The following is a 14,253-nucleotide window of genomic DNA, read 5'->3' on the forward strand; positions in this document are numbered from 1 at the left end:
GCTCTGCACGAACCCGGTTGTCTGCCTGAGCGGCGTCCCGAAAAGCACCTTCAAGGTCAGACAGGTCTGGATTGCGGCATCGCTGAACTGCTGTTGTCGACCGCGTTTGCCATTCGGCGGCGGCACCCAGACCATCTCGGGATCGAACCAGATCGACAGCGATCCGCGCCGCTTCAGACCGTCATTGTAGGACGACCAGGTCGTGGTCTTGTGCTTCGTGGGGGGCCATCTGCTCATGCCTCCCGCCTATCATGCTGGATTCGCAAGATGACTCCCTGACCCATTTGTGCAACAAAGCCGTACCGGAGGGTGATCTCGCCGCCGGTGATGGTCGCGGAGGTGATGTCGAGGTCACAGCTCTGGCGGATCGCGATGTCCGGCACATCGGCCATGACGGCGGCAAGGCTGATGGTGGCGATGTCCTGGAACGACAGGATCAGCCGCGCCATTTCCGGATGCAGGTTGTCGAGCACCAGGCTGCCCGCCTCGGGCGATTGTTCCAGCGCCGAGGGAAACACCGCCGAGGCCGCCATGCACAGAAACGGCTCGGTCGCGGGATCGGCGCCGCGCCAGCTGGACCGGGTGCCCCGGATCTGGCCTTCGGGTGTTTCCTCGATCAGCTCGGCGTTGTCGGTGGACAGGCGGATCGGGGCGGCAAGCTCGGGGTGGCGGATCTCGATCAGGATCACCGGCACCTCGTCCGATCCGATCGCCTCAACCGCCGCGCGGAAGTTCATCGGCAGGCGTTTCATCGGGGCAGCACCTCCACGGAGAACGACATCCGGAATTCGACCTGGTTGGCGCTGGTCTCGCGCGGGGTCTCGCGCGGCGCTGCCCGTCTGCAACTGCGCCGTGATGTCCTGCGTCTGGAAGGCGGCGTTCTGGATGCCGCCCTGCATGGCACCAGGGGCCCCGCGCACTGTTCGGCCCTGCGCAGCGGCGACGGCATCACACCAGCCCTGAACAACCTTTAGCTGGCGGGCTGCTTCGGCCTGGTCGGCAACACCAGCCGTGAGCGCCTGGTTGACCACCTTTTGCGCCGCCGCCAGTTCGCGCTCGGCGCAGATCACCGGGCCGAGCGCGACCCGGAAGGCGCGCAGCCAGCGCCGGGTTGACGTGGCAACACCGAGTCAGTTGTTGATTTATTTTTCTAACGTATGTTAGGTTTAGGAAAGGACCTGGTGGGAAAAAAGCCGGGCAAAACTCTGGCAAGAGCGCGGGGAGGAGCGTCGATGCGAGGAGACCTCGATGTCAATCGGGTGGCGACCCATGCCGCAGTGATTGGCCGCAAAACATACCGCGACCAGACATGGAAGACGTCATGACCACAGCTTCGGGATCGGCGCCGCTGGCCGTTCGCAACGCGACATTGAAATTCGGCGGCGTGACGGCGCTCGACGATGTGAGCATCACCGTGAATGACGACGAATTGCTTGCAATCATTGGCCCGAACGGTGCCGGGAAAACATCACTGCTGAATGTTACCGCAGGGTTTTATCGTCCGCAGAAGGGGCGTGTCGAACTGTCCGGCACGAACGTCACGGGACTGCGTGTCGACCAGATCGCCCGGCGGGGCTTGGCGCGCACGTTTCAGGGCACCCATCTTTTCGCCGGGCAGACCGTGGTGGAGAACATCATGATCGGCCGTCACATGCTGATGAAATCGAATGTGATTCAGGCCTTTTTCCAGTTTGGCCCCGTGATGCGCGAGGAATCGGAGCATCGCGAAGCCGCAGAGGAGATCATTGATTTTCTTGAAATCGAGGCGATCCGGAGCAGACCCGTGGGCACATTGGGCTATGGGTTGCGCAAGCGGGTCGATCTGGGGCGCGCGCTGGCGCAGGAACCGTCGATCCTGCTGATGGACGAGCCGATGGCCGGCATGAACTCGGAAGAGAAAGAGGACCTGGCCCGCTTCATTCTCGATGTGCGCGAGGCGCGCAAGATCCCGGTGGTTCTGGTAGAGCACGATATGGGCGTCGTGATGGATCTTGCCGACCGGATCGTGGTGCTGGATTTCGGGCGCGTGATCGCCGAAGGCACGCCCGATGAGATCCAGAACAACCCGGCTGTGATCAAGGCATATCTGGGGTAGCGGAATGGTCAGACAACAAACAGCGATGGAATTTTCCGACCCGGCCGTCACGCAGAGCGAAACCCTGCCACAGGTTCTGGTCGCGCGTGCGACATCCACGCCGGACGCCCTCGCCGAGCGCCACAAGCGCCTTGGCATCTGGCGCGAATTCACTTGGGCCAATGTGCTTGACAAGGTCCGCGCGCTGGCGCTCGGGCTGGAGGCCACGGGCCTGAAGGCCGGCGATTCCGTGATGATGATCGGAGAGAACGAGCCCGAGCATTTCTGGGCGGAATACGCGGTACAGTCACTGGGCGGAAAGGTCTTGTCTGTTTATCCGGACCAGACCGCCGAAGAAATTCTCTATCTGGCAGAGGACTCGCAAACGCGGATCTTTCTGGCACAGGATCAGGAACAGGTCGATAAATGCCTGGAGATCGCCGATAAGTACTCGGGGGCGCTGGCGATCGTTTACTGGGACGATTCCGGTCTGTGGGGCTACGACCACCCGCTGCTGCATTCCTTCGAGAACGTGAGCGAGGCCGGGCGCCAGATCCACACCAAAGACCCCTCCCGCTTTGCAGATCACGTCAGACGCGGGCGAGCAGAAGACACCGCGCTGCTGTCCTACACGTCGGGGACCACGGGAAAGCCCAAGGGCGTTGTCATCAGCCATCGCTACCTGTTCGACAACTGCGCGCGGGTGATGGGGGCAGTCGACATTGCGCCTGGCACGGAATACCTGACCTACATTTCCCCGGCCTGGGTGACGGAACAGATTTTCGGCCTGTCGATCGGGCTGGTCGCGCCCATGGTCGTCAACTTTCCCGAGGGCCCCGAGGAAGTGCTGGATAACATCCGCGAACTGGCGGTTGATGCCCTGGTGTTCAGCCCGCGCCAGTGGGAAAACCTCGCGTCCATCGTTCAGGCCCGGATGCTGGGGGCCGGCAAGGTCCGCAAGGCGCTGTACAATTGGGGGATGAAGGTCGGCCGCGCCGTTCATGTCGAACGGCTGGAAGGGCGCAGCCCCAGCCTTGCCGCGCGCCTGCAACTTCCCTTTGCCGAGGCGCTGGTCCTGCATCACCTGCGCGACAATCTGGGCCTTGGCAAGGCCCGGAACGCCATGAGCGGCGGTGCCCTGATGGCCCCGGACGTGTTCCGCATGTTCCACGCGATGGGGGTCAAGCTGCGCAACATCTACGGGGCGACCGAGATCGGACTTCTGACCGCACATATGGGCGAAAGCTACCAGCTTGAGACCAGCGGTCGCTGGATGCAAAGCAACCTTGCCTATGGCGAACCGCTTGAACACCGGGTTTCGCCGGAAGACGAACTTCAGGTGCGGGGCGGATCGGGTTTTGGCGGCTATCACGGCAAACCCGACAAGACCGCCGAGGCGCTGACCGAAGACGGCTGGTATGCCACCGGCGACGCGGTATCGATGACCAGCGAGGGCGAGCTTTTGTTCTTTGACCGTGTCAAGGACATGCGCCGCCTGTCGAGCGGGCACAGCTATCCGCCGCAGTTCATCGAAACGCGGCTGCGCTACAGTCCCTTCATCAAGGACCTGATGACTCTGGGCGACGAATCGCGGGATTTCGTCAGCGCGCTTATCAATATCGACATGGAAGTCCTCGGGCGATGGGCGGAAGAGAACAAGATCAGTTTCTCGACCTACACCGATCTGTCGCAAAAGCCCGAGATTATCGACCTTATCAAGGACGAAGTGGCGCGTATCAATGCGCTTCTGCCCGAAGGTTCGCGCGTGGCACGGTTCGCGAACTTTCCAAAGGAGCTTGACCCGGACGAAGGGGAACTGACCCGCAGCCGGAAATTGCGGCGGGCCTTTCTGGAAGAGCGATATGCGGATCTCGTCGAGGCGATTTACGGCGGCGATGACAACACCGACCTTGAAATCCCCGTGACCTATCAGGATGGCCGCCAGGGCGTACTCCGGGCCACGGTTCGGGTCTCAGATGTTGAAAACGCATCGAAGGCTGCCGAGCGGCAGCCCAAAACTTAACGGAGGTCGGCGAAAATGGTCTATTTCATCAATGACATCATAACCGGGGCTTTGATCGGCCTGCTCTACGCATTGGTCGCCATGGGGTTCGTCGTGATCTACCGGGCGAGCAAGGTCTTCAATTTCGCGCAGGGCGAGCTCGTCATCATCGGCGGCTTCATCGTCTGGTTCACGACCATGCAGCTGGGGCTCAGCCTGTGGCTGTCGATACCGCTGTCGCTGGTTCTGGCCGGCTTGGTGGGTTACGCGATCGAGCGGATTTTCCTGACGAAGCTGATCGGTGAATCGGTGTTTTCGATGGTTATGGTCACCGTCGGCCTGCTGATCCTGTTGCGCGGGCTTGTGCTGCTGCTGTTCGGCCCCGCCGTTCGGCCCTTTCCGATCATCTTTCCGCTCAAGCCTTTGTTCCTCGGCGACATGTTGATCCCGATGAACCTGCTGGCTGGCGGGATCATCACCATTGTCGCCGCCGTGGGCCTGTCGTGGTTCTTCAACCGGACCCGGTCCGGCCTGCGGATGACCGCGGTTGCGGAAGATCACGTCGTGGCGTCTTCGATGGGGATTTCCGTAAAGGGATCGATAGCCTTCGCCTGGGTTCTGGGGGCGATCCTGTCCACGATCGGCGCAATGATCTTTCTCAGCGGCAAGTCCCTGACCTTTCTGGCCTCGGACATCGGGTTTGCTGCACTGCCGGTCGCGCTGTTTGCCGGGCTGGAATCCATCGGCGGGCTGATCCTCGCGGGGGTGATCATCGGCATCGCCCAGAGCCTGACCACCAATTACCTCGATCCGTTGATCGGCGGTTCTCTGGGCAGTGTCGTGCCCTACATCATCATGCTCGCCATTCTGCTGGTCCGGCCCACCGGGCTGTTCGGCTGGCGCACGATCGAGCGGGTGTAAACCATGGATCCTTCCGGCATTTTCCCCACAAGCTATCGCGCCGACAGACGCGTCGTCCGCACGCGCTGGCAGGCCGCGGCCCTCGCCCTGTTCGTCGTTCTCATGCTCGCTGCCCCCTATCTTGCAGGCGGGCGCATCATTGCCGTTCTGAACATGATGATGATCAGCGCCGTCATTGCCGTCGGGCTTCAGATCTGCACGGGTTATGCGGGCCAGATCAATCTTGGCCAGGCGGCATTCATGGGGGTCGGAGCCTATACAGCATCGATACTGGCCTCGAAAACCGGCCTCACATTCCTGCTGACGATCCCCCTGGCCGGGTTCTCGGCTGCGCTGTTCGGGTTTCTCTTTGGCCTGACCGCGGCCCGGATCAAGGGCTTTTACCTGGCCCTGACAACCATCGCGGCCCAGTTCATCTTTCACTTTGCGGTCCTGAACCTGCCGTCGTCCTGGATGGGCGGATCAAACGGCATCACAGTCCCCCCTGCGGAACTTTTCGGGCTGCGCTTTGTCGGCGAAACCGCGCAGTTCTACATGAATTTCGCGGTAGCGGCGATCATGGTCGCCGGTGCGTTTGGAATCGTGCGATCACGCTTTGGCCGCGCCTTCGTGGCCGTCAGGGACGATGACGTGGCGGCTGGAATCATGGGAATCAATGTCGCGGCGACCAAGGCGACCGCCTTCCTGATCGGTGCCTTTTACGCCGGCGTCGGCGGCGCGCTATGGGCCTATCTGATCCGCTTCGTGGGCGTAGACCAGTTCACCCTGTTCCATTCGATCTTTTTCGTTGCAATGATCATTGTCGGCGGAATGGGGTCGATCGTGGGCGCCTTGGTCGGAGTCTTCGTCATCCGTTTCATCCAGGAAATCGTTGCAACGGTCGGCCCCAATATTGCCGATTCCGTATCTTTTCTGGGCGGCGACATCGTGTTCGCCGGCATGAATGTTATTCTCGGCGGCGTGATCGCGATGTTCATGATCCTTGAGCCCAAGGGGCTGATGCACCGCTGGAACATCATCAAATCGTCTTATCGCATCTGGCCGTTCCCGTATTGATCAATGGGGCGGTGTTCGACCTGGGAGGAACAACAATGATCTGCAAGACAACACCGGGGCTTCGCGGCCTGATGGCGGCGGGTGCCATGGCAGCCGCGGCAGCCATGCCGATGACAGCACAAGCGGAAGAGACCTATAACCTTGCTCTGCTTTCGGACTTTTCCGGCCCCTATGCCGACATCATGCCGATCTGGACCGGAAGCCGTGAGGCCGTGTTCGACTGGTGGAACGAGACCAGCGGCAAGGATCTTGGCGTCACGCTGAACTACAAGAACTACGAAACCCGTTACGACGCGGCCCAGGTGGCAAGCCTTTGGCCAGGGATCAAATCGGAACTCGATCCGATTGCTGTCGTCGGCCTTGGCGGACCGGATGTTGCCGCCCTTTCCGAACGCCTGCCCGAAGACAAGATCCCGATGTTCATGGCCACGGCCGCCTACGGTTATGCCTGGCAGCCGGATTCCTGGATCTTCAACCCGCGTCCGACCTATTCACATGAAAGCGCGGCCTTTCTCGCCTGGCTGAAAGAACAGCGCGGCGGAGACGAGCCGCTCAAGGCCGCCATCATGGCCTCGGAAGCATCGCCTGCCTATGTCGACATGGCAAAGGGCCTGGAACTTTATGCCGAGGAACATCCCCAAGAGCTTGATCTGGTCGAGGTCATCTATACCGAAGTGCAGCCCACCGATCTGACGGCGCAGATGCGCCGCGTCGCTCGGGCCGGCGCCGAGGCGCTGATCATCCAGACCAACACCTCGATCGTGGTTGCGGCGAAACGTGGCCTGCAGGCCAACGGCGCCGACATCCCGATCCTGATGAGCTCGCACAACGGGCTGCCGGCCTCGGGCGGCGCGCTTGGCGGGCTTGATCAGCTTGAAGGCGATTACGAAGCCTACGGTATGGCGGTTGCGGCCGACGAGGACACCCCCGCGCGGCAATTCTATGAGACACTGGTCGCCGAACACGGTCTTGAGGCGCCCTGGAGCGTTGTGACCGCCATGGGGATCTCCCAGGGTCTCTATACCGTCGCGGTGATCGGGCACGCGATCGAAGAGAACGGCGCCGAGGGTCTGACAGGCGAAATGGTGCGCGAGGCACTGTTTGCCCGGCCCATCACCGCCGAGGAAACGCACGGGTTCCTGCCGACCCTGACCTTCACCCCCGACGCACCCTTTCCTCTGGAAGGTCTCAAGGTGAACGTGGGCACCGTCAGGGATGGCAAGATCGCCATCGAAGCAACCGGCGTCGATGTTCCCGACGTTCAAAAGTGGTGAACACTACCGGGCGCCGCGATTGTGGCGCCCGCCCTGATCCTTAGCGCCGGGCGCAATATCATGCTGGAACTTAACAACGTAGAAGTGACCTATTCCGACGTCATCCTGGCGCTCAAGGGCGTGTCCATGACCGTGCGCGAAGGCCAGTGTGTCGCGCTGCTTGGCGGCAACGGCGCGGGAAAAAGCACGACGCTCAAAGCCATTTCCGGGACGCTGAAATCCGAAGACGGGACCGTTTCGGCGGGGTCCATCGTGCTGAACGGCACCGCGATCCAGAACATGGAAGCGTCGAATGTGGTGAAGAACGGTCTGATCCACGTCATGGAAGGCCGGCGCGTGCTGCGTCACCTCACCTCCGAGCAGAACCTGATCGTGGGCGGGCACATGGTGCCCAACACTGCCGAGCTGAAAAGGCGGCTGGATCATGTCTATACCCTGATGCCGCGCCTTGCCGACCTGCGCAACCGCACCTCCGGTTTCATGTCCGGCGGCGAACAGCAATTGCTGCTGATCGGACGGGCGATGATGGCGAAGCCCAAAATCATTGCCATCGACGAGCCGTCGCTGGGGCTGGCCCCGATGATGATCCGGGATGTCTACGCGGTGCTCAGGCAGCTCAAATCCGAAGGCACCACGTTCTTCCTGGTCGAACAGAACAGTGCCGCGGCGCTGTCGATCGCGGATTATGCCTATGTGATGGAAAACGGTCGTATCGTGATGGACGGGCCGGCTGACAAGCTTGCCGACAACGAGGACATCAAGGAGTTCTATCTCGGGGTCACCGCCTCTGGCGAGCGCAAGAGCTATCGCGAGATCAAGCACTATCGCCGACGCAAGAGGTGGCTGGGATAGGACGGGAAAGACAATGAGTGAGCTGCTCGACATCAAGGGCCGTACCGCGTTTGTAACCGGTGCCGGTCAGGGCGTGGGCCGTCAGGTCGCGCTTTATCTCGCCCAGCACGGCGCGGGCGTCGTCGTGGTCAACGATTTCCATGCCGAGCGCGCGGAAAGCGTGGCCGCAGAAGTGGAGGCGGCGGGCGCAAAGGCGCTGCCGGTTGTCTTTGACGTATCCGATTTCGAAGCGGTCGGCGCGGCCTTCGCCAAGGCCGAGGAAATCTGTGGCAGTGTCGATATTCTGGTCAACAACGCCGGCAACGCCGGGCCGACGTCGCGGCTTGACGATCTTGTCCCGTTCTGGGAATCGGACCCCGCCGAATGGCGCCGCTGGATGGCCACCAATTTCGACGGGGTGCTGAACTGCACCCGGCACGCCATGCCGCTGATGGTCAAGGGCGGCTACGGTCGTATTGTGACGGTCATCTCCGACGCGGGCCGCGTGGGCGAGCCGCATCTGGCGGTTTACTCGGGTGCCAAGGCCGGTGCGGCAGGCTTCATGCGCGCGATTGCCAAGGCCGGCGGCCGGTTCGGGATCACCGCAAACTGCGTCGCCCTGGGCGGCACGAGGACCCCGGCGGTCGCCGATCTCATCCCGGATGCCCAGACCGAAAAGCGGGCGCTGTCGCAATATGTGATCCGCCGGCTGGGCGAGCCGGAAGACCCCGCCGGCATGATCCTTTTTCTCTGCTCGGATGCCGCCAGCTGGATCACCGGACAGACCTACCCGGTGAATGGCGGATATTCCTTTGCCTGCTAGAGCCGACAGCGAAGGCCGGCCGTCAGTCGCCGCCGCCCGCAAAGACGCGTTCATTGTCGGCGCCGATCTCCGGGGGCAGGCCCGAAATCCCGGAATCGAAATCGTTGAACTTCAGCGGCTGGACCAGGAAGGTTTCGGTTTCGCCGCTGTCCTGCGTAAATGTGCGCAACAACCGGCGCGCGCGCACATGCGGGTCATCCAGCGTTTCGGTCAGCGAATTGACCGGTCCCCAGGGCACGCCGGCGCGGTCGAACAGATCGCCCCAGTCGGGGCGCGACTTGCCGACCAGCACCGCCGCGATCTCTTCGCGCAGCGCGTCCTTGCGGGCGACACGATCACGCCCTTTCAACCCCGCAAGCTCTGGCTTGCCGATCGCATCGCAGAACGGCTTCCAGAACCAGTCTTCATGCGCGATGGACAGCGTCATCAGCTTGCCGTCCCCGCAGGTGAAAACGCCATAGGCCGGTTCGGCGATGAATTCGCCCAGCGGCGTGCCATTGGCCGCGGGGACGAGGAAGGCGGTGAGCATGGAGACCACGGCATCCGACATGGAAACATCCACATAACGCCCCTGCCCCGAGCGCTGGCTGGAAACGACCGCCGACAGAATCGCGATGGCTGCAAACAGCGCCGCGCCGATATCCGCAAGGGGGATGGCGGGCAGCGGTCGGGGCTGACCGGCATCCGCCTGATCGGCAAGCAGGCCGCCGACCCCTTCGAAACTCAGATTGTGCCCCGCCCTGTCGCGGTATGGCCCGTCCTGCCCGTAGCCCGAGATCGACACATAAACCAGGCGCGGATTGACCTTGCGCATCTCCTCGAACCCGGCACCAAGCGCCGCGAGTTTGCCGGGGCGGAAGCCTTCGACGATGACATCGGCGTTCTTCGCCAGATCGCGAAACCGCGCCAGCCCCCCGGCGGATTTCAGATCAAGCGTCACGCTGCGCTTGCCGCGGTTCAGGGCCCGGAACAGCGCTGGAAACTGCCGGGCCGGATCGCCGACACCGGGTCGCTCGACCATGACGATCTCGGCCCCCATGTCCGACAGCAGCATCGTCGCATAGGGACCGGGGAACTGTTCGGCGAGGCTGAGGATTTTCAGGCCGGCCAGGGGTGCAGTGCTCATGTCGGGCTCCATCTGTGGTTTTTCCCGCGCGCGGGTCCGTTCCAATAGCAACGCAATCCACCGAAAAAGGCAAGACGAAATCACATATTATTGTTTAACTTCAGGAAGTTAATGTGACTGACGCTCCCCAGACCCTATCTGTCGAACGCGTGGGCAGAACCGAATGGATCACCTTCCGGCGGACCGATCAGCTGAACGCGATGTCGATGCAGATGCTGCGCGAGATGACCGCCGCTCTGGAAACGGCGATTGCCGACGACGCGGTCCGCGCCATCGTCCTGACCGGCTCGGGGCGGGCGTTCTGCGCCGGTGCCGATCTGAAGGAGGTTGCGGGCGCCACACACGCACCCGGCGCGCCCGATCTGCTTGATCTTGTTGACCGCGCCTTCGGACTGATGCGCCATGGCCCCAAGCCCGTGATCGCTGCCGTGAACGGGCTGGCCATGGCGGGCGGCCTGGAAATGGTGATGGCCTGCGATCTGGTGTTTGCCGCCGAAAGCGCGAAGCTGGGCGATGCCCATTCCAATTTCGGCGTGTTTCCGGGCGCGGGGGGCGCGGCGATCCTGCCACGGCGGATCGGGTTGAATCGCGCCAAATACCTGCTGTTCTCGGGCGAAACCGTATCGGCACAGGACATGATGGACTGGGGGCTGGTGAACACGGTCGTTCCGGATGCGCAACTGCGTGGTTCCGTGCAGGCCTTGACCGACAGGCTGGCCGACAAGAGCCCCGCCGTGCTGCGCCGCATGAAGGCGGTCGCGAACCGGTCGCTGAACGTGGACGAAGCCGCCGCTCTGGCCGAAGAGATGCTGAACCTGCGCGCGCATATGCGCTCGTGGGACATGCGCGAGGGACTGACCGCTTTCACCGAAAAGCGCAAACCGCAGTTTCGCGGGTACTGAAATCAGGAGGACATGCGATGCGGGACATCTACGTCGTCGGCGTCGGGATGACACCGTTCGGGAAATTCCCGGACCAAACCATCAAGGACATGACGGGCGAGGCCGTCACCGCCGCACTGGCCGATGCCGGGCTGGTGGCTGATCGCATTGACGGCGCGTTTTTCTCGAACGCGGTGCAGGGTCATATGGAAGGCCAGCACATGATCCGGGGCGAGATCGCGCTGCGCGAGATGGGCATTCAGGGCATTCCCGTGGTGAATGTCGAAAACGCCTGCGCCAGCGCCTCGACCGGGTTCAAGCTGGCGGTCGATTTCCTCAAGGCGGGCAATGGCGATTGCTGTCTGGCGGTGGGCGCCGAGAAAATGTATTCCAACGACCGTGCGCTGATGTTCTCGGCGTTTGACAGCGGTTGGGACGTCGGCAATGGCGAAAAGGTCGCGCAGCGCCTCGCCGACCTCGGCGCCGGGATCGAGGAGCCCGAAGGCTCGAAATCACCCAAGCCCTACAGCGTGTTCATGGACGTCTACGCCGGTTTCGCGCGGCTGCACATGAAGACCTTCGGCACCACGCAAGAACAGTTTGCCGCCGTCTCTGCCAAGAACCACGCGCATTCGGCGCATAATCCGCTGGCGCAATACCGCGATGCGATGAGCGTCGAACAGGTCCTGAACGCGCCGCCCATCACCTACCCGCTGACCCTGCCGATGTGCGCGCCGATTTCCGATGGCGCGGCAGCGGCGGTGCTGTGCACCGGCGAAGGTTTGAAGCGGCTGGGGCTTGATCCCGCCCGCGCGATCAGGGTCAAGGCCGCGATCCTGCGCTCCGGGACCGACCGTGCACCGGAAGACTACGAAAACCACCTGACCCGCCTTGCCGCGCTTCAGGCCTATGAACAGGCGGGGCTAGGCCCCGAGGATATGTCGGTTGCCGAGGTGCATGACGCCACCGCCGTGGGCGAGGTGATCCAGATCGAAAACCTCGGCTTTGTGGCATTTGGCGAGGGTGGCCCGGCCAGCCTGCGTGGCGAAACCAAAATCGGCGGACGGATCCCGGTAAACCCCTCCGGTGGGCTGGAATCCAAGGGGCACCCTGTCGGGGCCACCGGGATCGGCCAGGTTTTCGAACTGGTCACACAGCTGCGCGGTGAGGCCGGCGCGCGCCAGGTCGAGGGCGCGATGAATGCCATTGCCGAGAATGGCGGCGGTCTGCACGGCGTCGAGGAAGCCGCCGCCTGCGTCACCATTCTGGGCCGCTGAAACAAGGGAAAGAAAATGGAAAACGTGATCGCCGCAGCGCAGGCAATCTATACAGACGAGCAACGCATGTTGCTGGAGAACTTTCGCAAGATGGCATTGGCCGAGATCGCTCCGCTGGTCGACAAATACGAGGACCTCGGCCACCCGCCCGATGCCGAAACGCTGAAATCCCTGTTCGCCAAGGTCGAGGAATTCGGGCTGATCAGCGGCCTCATTCCGGAAGAGGACGGCGGCGCGGGCATCGACCGCATGACCTATGGCATCCTTTACGAGGAACTGGCCCGGATCTGGGCCGACCTGGCGATTGCCGTGCTGATCCAGGGCCATGCCGTGTTTGCGATCAACCTTCTGGGCGACGCCGCACAAAAAGAAGCGTATCTCAAGCCGCTGCTGCGCAGCGAGCGCGTGTGCGCCACCTGTATTTCCGAACCGGAGGTCGGCTCGAACGTGCGCGAGGTAAAGACCCGCGCCGAACGCGTGGGCGACAGGATTTTCGTCACTGGACAGAAGCTCTGGATTTCCAACGGGGCGCAGTCGGATTTCGCCATTGTGGTCTGCAATCTGGACGACGGGATTTCCATGGTCATCGTCGATCGCGACAACGGCGGCTATGAAAGCCGCGAGTTGCGCAAGATGGGGCTTGTCGGTGCCTCGACCTGTGAATTGTTCTTTGACCGGGCCGAAACCACCGACGCCCACGTTCTGGGGAACTCTGGCGGCGGTCTGTTCCAGACATTGAAGCTGTTCGAAAGCGCGCGTGTGTTCGTTGGCCTGACCAGCATCGGCATTGCCCAGGCGGCGCTGGAATGCGCCGTCAAATACGCGCAGGAGCGCGAGCAGCACGGAAAGCCGATCGGCGGGCATCAGTTGATCCAGGGGTATCTGGCCGACATGGCCACCCATCTCGATGCCGGGCGGCTTTTGTGCCAGCGCGGGCTGCAACTTCTGGACCTGGGCGTGCGCTGCGACACCCAGACCTCCATGGCAAAATGGTACGCGACCGAAATGGCCGTCGAAATCGCCGGAAAAGCGGTGCAGATCCATGGCGGTAACGGCATCACCAAGGAGTTTCCCGTCGAACGCCACTTCCGCAATGCGAAGGTCATGCCGATCCCCGATGGCACCACCGAAATTCAGAAGCTGGTGATCGGGCGAAACCTGACCGGGTTGAACGCGTTCTGAAAATGGTCGGGAAAGGTCATGCGGGCCGGCGGTCGTGTTGAATCCAGGCACCAGCACGCACCGGCCATCAGCATCATCCGGGCTTCTGTCCGGCTGTTGAAAGACGGCGCCCGAGCGCGGAATTCGTACAGGACGCGGGCGTGCGTTGGAATGGCGGGGGGGACGTTCTCGCCATGTGACGGGCATTGTTGCAAATATCGGGCAGGATTTCCCTTGCGGATCCAGTGATGTAACCGCCGCCGATGTCGAAACCCTCACCTCCTCGCTATCGCACGGCGAACTGGTCCGAGTATGATGCAGCACTTCGCAAGCGAGGGCCGCTGTCGGTCTGGTTCGATCCCGGCATGGTCTGGCATGCACGGACATCGGGTAAGCGAGGATGCCCCGGTCCAGACATGCCTGACGCGAAAGATGCTCTTCGGACGTCCGCTTCGCCAGACGGTTGGGCTGGTCGAGAGCCTGAACCAGATGGGCGGTCTAGACTGGCCGGCCTCGACTAGGCCGGTGCCGGACCGTTCGACACTGTTTCGAAATTGCGGTTCGGGCTCCGTATCGGGCATCTGGCAAGCCACGGAACCTGCTCATCCACGGCACGGGCATCAAGTTGCGCGGCGACCGAGAGTGGCTGGCCCGCAAGCATGGCCTCTCGCGCCGGAGGCAAAGGAAGGTAAGCATCCGGCGTAGGCTGCGGTCATGTAGCGAGTTGGCGCTGCGATGTCTGCCAATTCCATGGCAGAAGGTCCGGCACCCGTGAAGCCGTTGTGTTGGGGAGCTTGTCGCGGACGTCGGCGCGCCAAGCTTGCGGG

At 62.5% G+C, this 14,253-nt stretch carries 14 protein-coding genes and 1 pseudogene; 12 read left to right on the plus strand and 3 right to left on the minus strand.

From position 1 onward, the window contains the following. The coding region (locus ATI53_RS21225; protein ID WP_211315410.1) for a transposase at positions 1 to 237 on the minus strand (237 nt) is incomplete at its 3' end. Further along, positions 234 to 752, minus strand: coding sequence for a hypothetical protein (locus tag ATI53_RS21230; protein WP_009506064.1), 519 nt, complete (start codon positions 750 to 752; stop codon positions 234 to 236). The genes ATI53_RS21230 and ATI53_RS21225, both read right to left, overlap by 4 nt. Before the next feature lie 45 nt (positions 753 to 797). Between ATI53_RS21230 and ATI53_RS23490 the strand changes: the two genes are divergently transcribed. The 8 genes from ATI53_RS23490 (at position 798) to ATI53_RS21265 (ending at position 8,981) form a co-directional block, all read left to right on the plus strand. Then, positions 798 to 974, plus strand: a complete 177-nt coding sequence (locus ATI53_RS23490; RefSeq protein ID WP_009506063.1) for a hypothetical protein — start codon at positions 798 to 800, stop codon at positions 972 to 974. Between the two features lie 335 nt (positions 975 to 1,309). Then, the gene (locus ATI53_RS21235) at positions 1,310 to 2,095 is read left to right on the plus strand and encodes an ABC transporter ATP-binding protein (protein ID WP_111551325.1); all 786 of its coding nucleotides are present in this window, start codon (positions 1,310 to 1,312) and stop codon (positions 2,093 to 2,095) included. A gap of 4 nt (positions 2,096 to 2,099) precedes the next feature. Then, complete coding sequence (locus ATI53_RS21240) at positions 2,100 to 4,097, plus strand: AMP-dependent synthetase/ligase (protein WP_223866069.1); 1,998 nt, start codon at positions 2,100 to 2,102, stop codon at positions 4,095 to 4,097. Between the two features lie 15 nt (positions 4,098 to 4,112). Beyond that, complete coding sequence (locus tag ATI53_RS21245; protein ID WP_009506060.1) at positions 4,113 to 4,997, plus strand: branched-chain amino acid ABC transporter permease; 885 nt, start codon at positions 4,113 to 4,115, stop codon at positions 4,995 to 4,997. 3 nt (positions 4,998 to 5,000) lie between these two features. Then, positions 5,001 to 6,053, plus strand: a complete 1,053-nt coding sequence (locus ATI53_RS21250) for a branched-chain amino acid ABC transporter permease (protein ID WP_009506059.1) — start codon at positions 5,001 to 5,003, stop codon at positions 6,051 to 6,053. Between the two features lie 35 nt (positions 6,054 to 6,088). After that, on the plus strand, positions 6,089 to 7,327 hold the full coding sequence (locus ATI53_RS21255; protein WP_009506058.1) for an ABC transporter substrate-binding protein: 1,239 nt from the start codon (positions 6,089 to 6,091) through the stop codon (positions 7,325 to 7,327). A gap of 60 nt (positions 7,328 to 7,387) precedes the next feature. Continuing rightward, positions 7,388 to 8,179 (plus strand): ABC transporter ATP-binding protein, encoded by a 792-nt coding sequence (locus ATI53_RS21260; RefSeq protein WP_034453221.1) that lies wholly within the window; start codon positions 7,388 to 7,390, stop codon positions 8,177 to 8,179. Between the two features lie 13 nt (positions 8,180 to 8,192). Then, entirely contained in the window at positions 8,193 to 8,981 is a 789-nt protein-coding gene (locus ATI53_RS21265; RefSeq protein ID WP_009506056.1) for an SDR family NAD(P)-dependent oxidoreductase, read from the plus strand. Positions 8,982 to 9,003: 22 nt separating this feature from the next. On the opposite strand, the gene ATI53_RS21270 is transcribed toward ATI53_RS21265, so the two are convergent. Beyond that, positions 9,004 to 10,107: a CaiB/BaiF CoA transferase family protein gene (locus ATI53_RS21270; protein WP_223866068.1), complete on the minus strand. Its 1,104-nt coding sequence runs from the start codon at positions 10,105 to 10,107 to the stop codon at positions 9,004 to 9,006. A gap of 113 nt (positions 10,108 to 10,220) precedes the next feature. Between ATI53_RS21270 and ATI53_RS21275 the strand changes: the two genes are divergently transcribed. The 4 genes and pseudogenes from ATI53_RS21275 to ATI53_RS21290 form a co-directional block, all read left to right on the plus strand. After that, positions 10,221 to 11,009 (plus strand): enoyl-CoA hydratase/isomerase family protein, encoded by a 789-nt coding sequence (locus ATI53_RS21275; RefSeq protein ID WP_111551327.1) that lies wholly within the window; start codon positions 10,221 to 10,223, stop codon positions 11,007 to 11,009. Positions 11,010 to 11,026: 17 nt separating this feature from the next. After that, positions 11,027 to 12,265 (plus strand): thiolase family protein, encoded by a 1,239-nt coding sequence (locus ATI53_RS21280; protein ID WP_111551328.1) that lies wholly within the window; start codon positions 11,027 to 11,029, stop codon positions 12,263 to 12,265. Between the two features lie 15 nt (positions 12,266 to 12,280). Next, a complete protein-coding gene (locus tag ATI53_RS21285) occupies positions 12,281 to 13,447 on the plus strand; it encodes an acyl-CoA dehydrogenase family protein (RefSeq protein WP_111551329.1) in 1,167 nt (388 codons plus the stop codon). A 242-nt stretch (positions 13,448 to 13,689) separates the two neighbouring features. Beyond that, positions 13,690 to 14,123: pseudogene (locus tag ATI53_RS21290) on the plus strand (transposase); the annotation flags it as partial. Positions 14,124 to 14,253: the final 130 nt, after the last annotated feature.

The sequence above is a fragment of the Salipiger aestuarii genome, from assembly GCF_003259905.1.
GTDB classification, from domain to species: Bacteria; Pseudomonadota; Alphaproteobacteria; order Rhodobacterales; family Rhodobacteraceae; genus Salipiger; species Salipiger aestuarii.

Bases quoted from the DNA above. Each gene is read 5' to 3' on its own strand.
- ATI53_RS21280 (WP_111551328.1), top strand. From the start codon at position 11,027: ATGCGGGACATCTACGTCGTCGGCGTCGGGATGACACCGTTCGGGAAA.
- ATI53_RS21260 (WP_034453221.1), top strand. From the start codon at position 7,388: ATGCTGGAACTTAACAACGTAGAAGTGACCTATTCCGACGTCATCCTG.
- ATI53_RS21255 (WP_009506058.1), top strand. From the start codon at position 6,089: ATGATCTGCAAGACAACACCGGGGCTTCGCGGCCTGATGGCGGCGGGT.
- ATI53_RS21235 (WP_111551325.1), top strand. From the start codon at position 1,310: ATGGAAGACGTCATGACCACAGCTTCGGGATCGGCGCCGCTGGCCGTT.
- ATI53_RS21245 (WP_009506060.1), top strand. From the start codon at position 4,113: ATGGTCTATTTCATCAATGACATCATAACCGGGGCTTTGATCGGCCTG.
- ATI53_RS21270 (WP_223866068.1), bottom strand. From the start codon at position 10,107: ATGAGCACTGCACCCCTGGCCGGCCTGAAAATCCTCAGCCTCGCCGAA.
- ATI53_RS21240 (WP_223866069.1), top strand. From the start codon at position 2,100: ATGGTCAGACAACAAACAGCGATGGAATTTTCCGACCCGGCCGTCACG.
- ATI53_RS21265 (WP_009506056.1), top strand. From the start codon at position 8,193: ATGAGTGAGCTGCTCGACATCAAGGGCCGTACCGCGTTTGTAACCGGT.
- ATI53_RS21250 (WP_009506059.1), top strand. From the start codon at position 5,001: ATGGATCCTTCCGGCATTTTCCCCACAAGCTATCGCGCCGACAGACGC.
- ATI53_RS21230 (WP_009506064.1), bottom strand. From the start codon at position 752: ATGAAACGCCTGCCGATGAACTTCCGCGCGGCGGTTGAGGCGATCGGA.
- ATI53_RS21285 (WP_111551329.1), top strand. From the start codon at position 12,281: ATGGAAAACGTGATCGCCGCAGCGCAGGCAATCTATACAGACGAGCAA.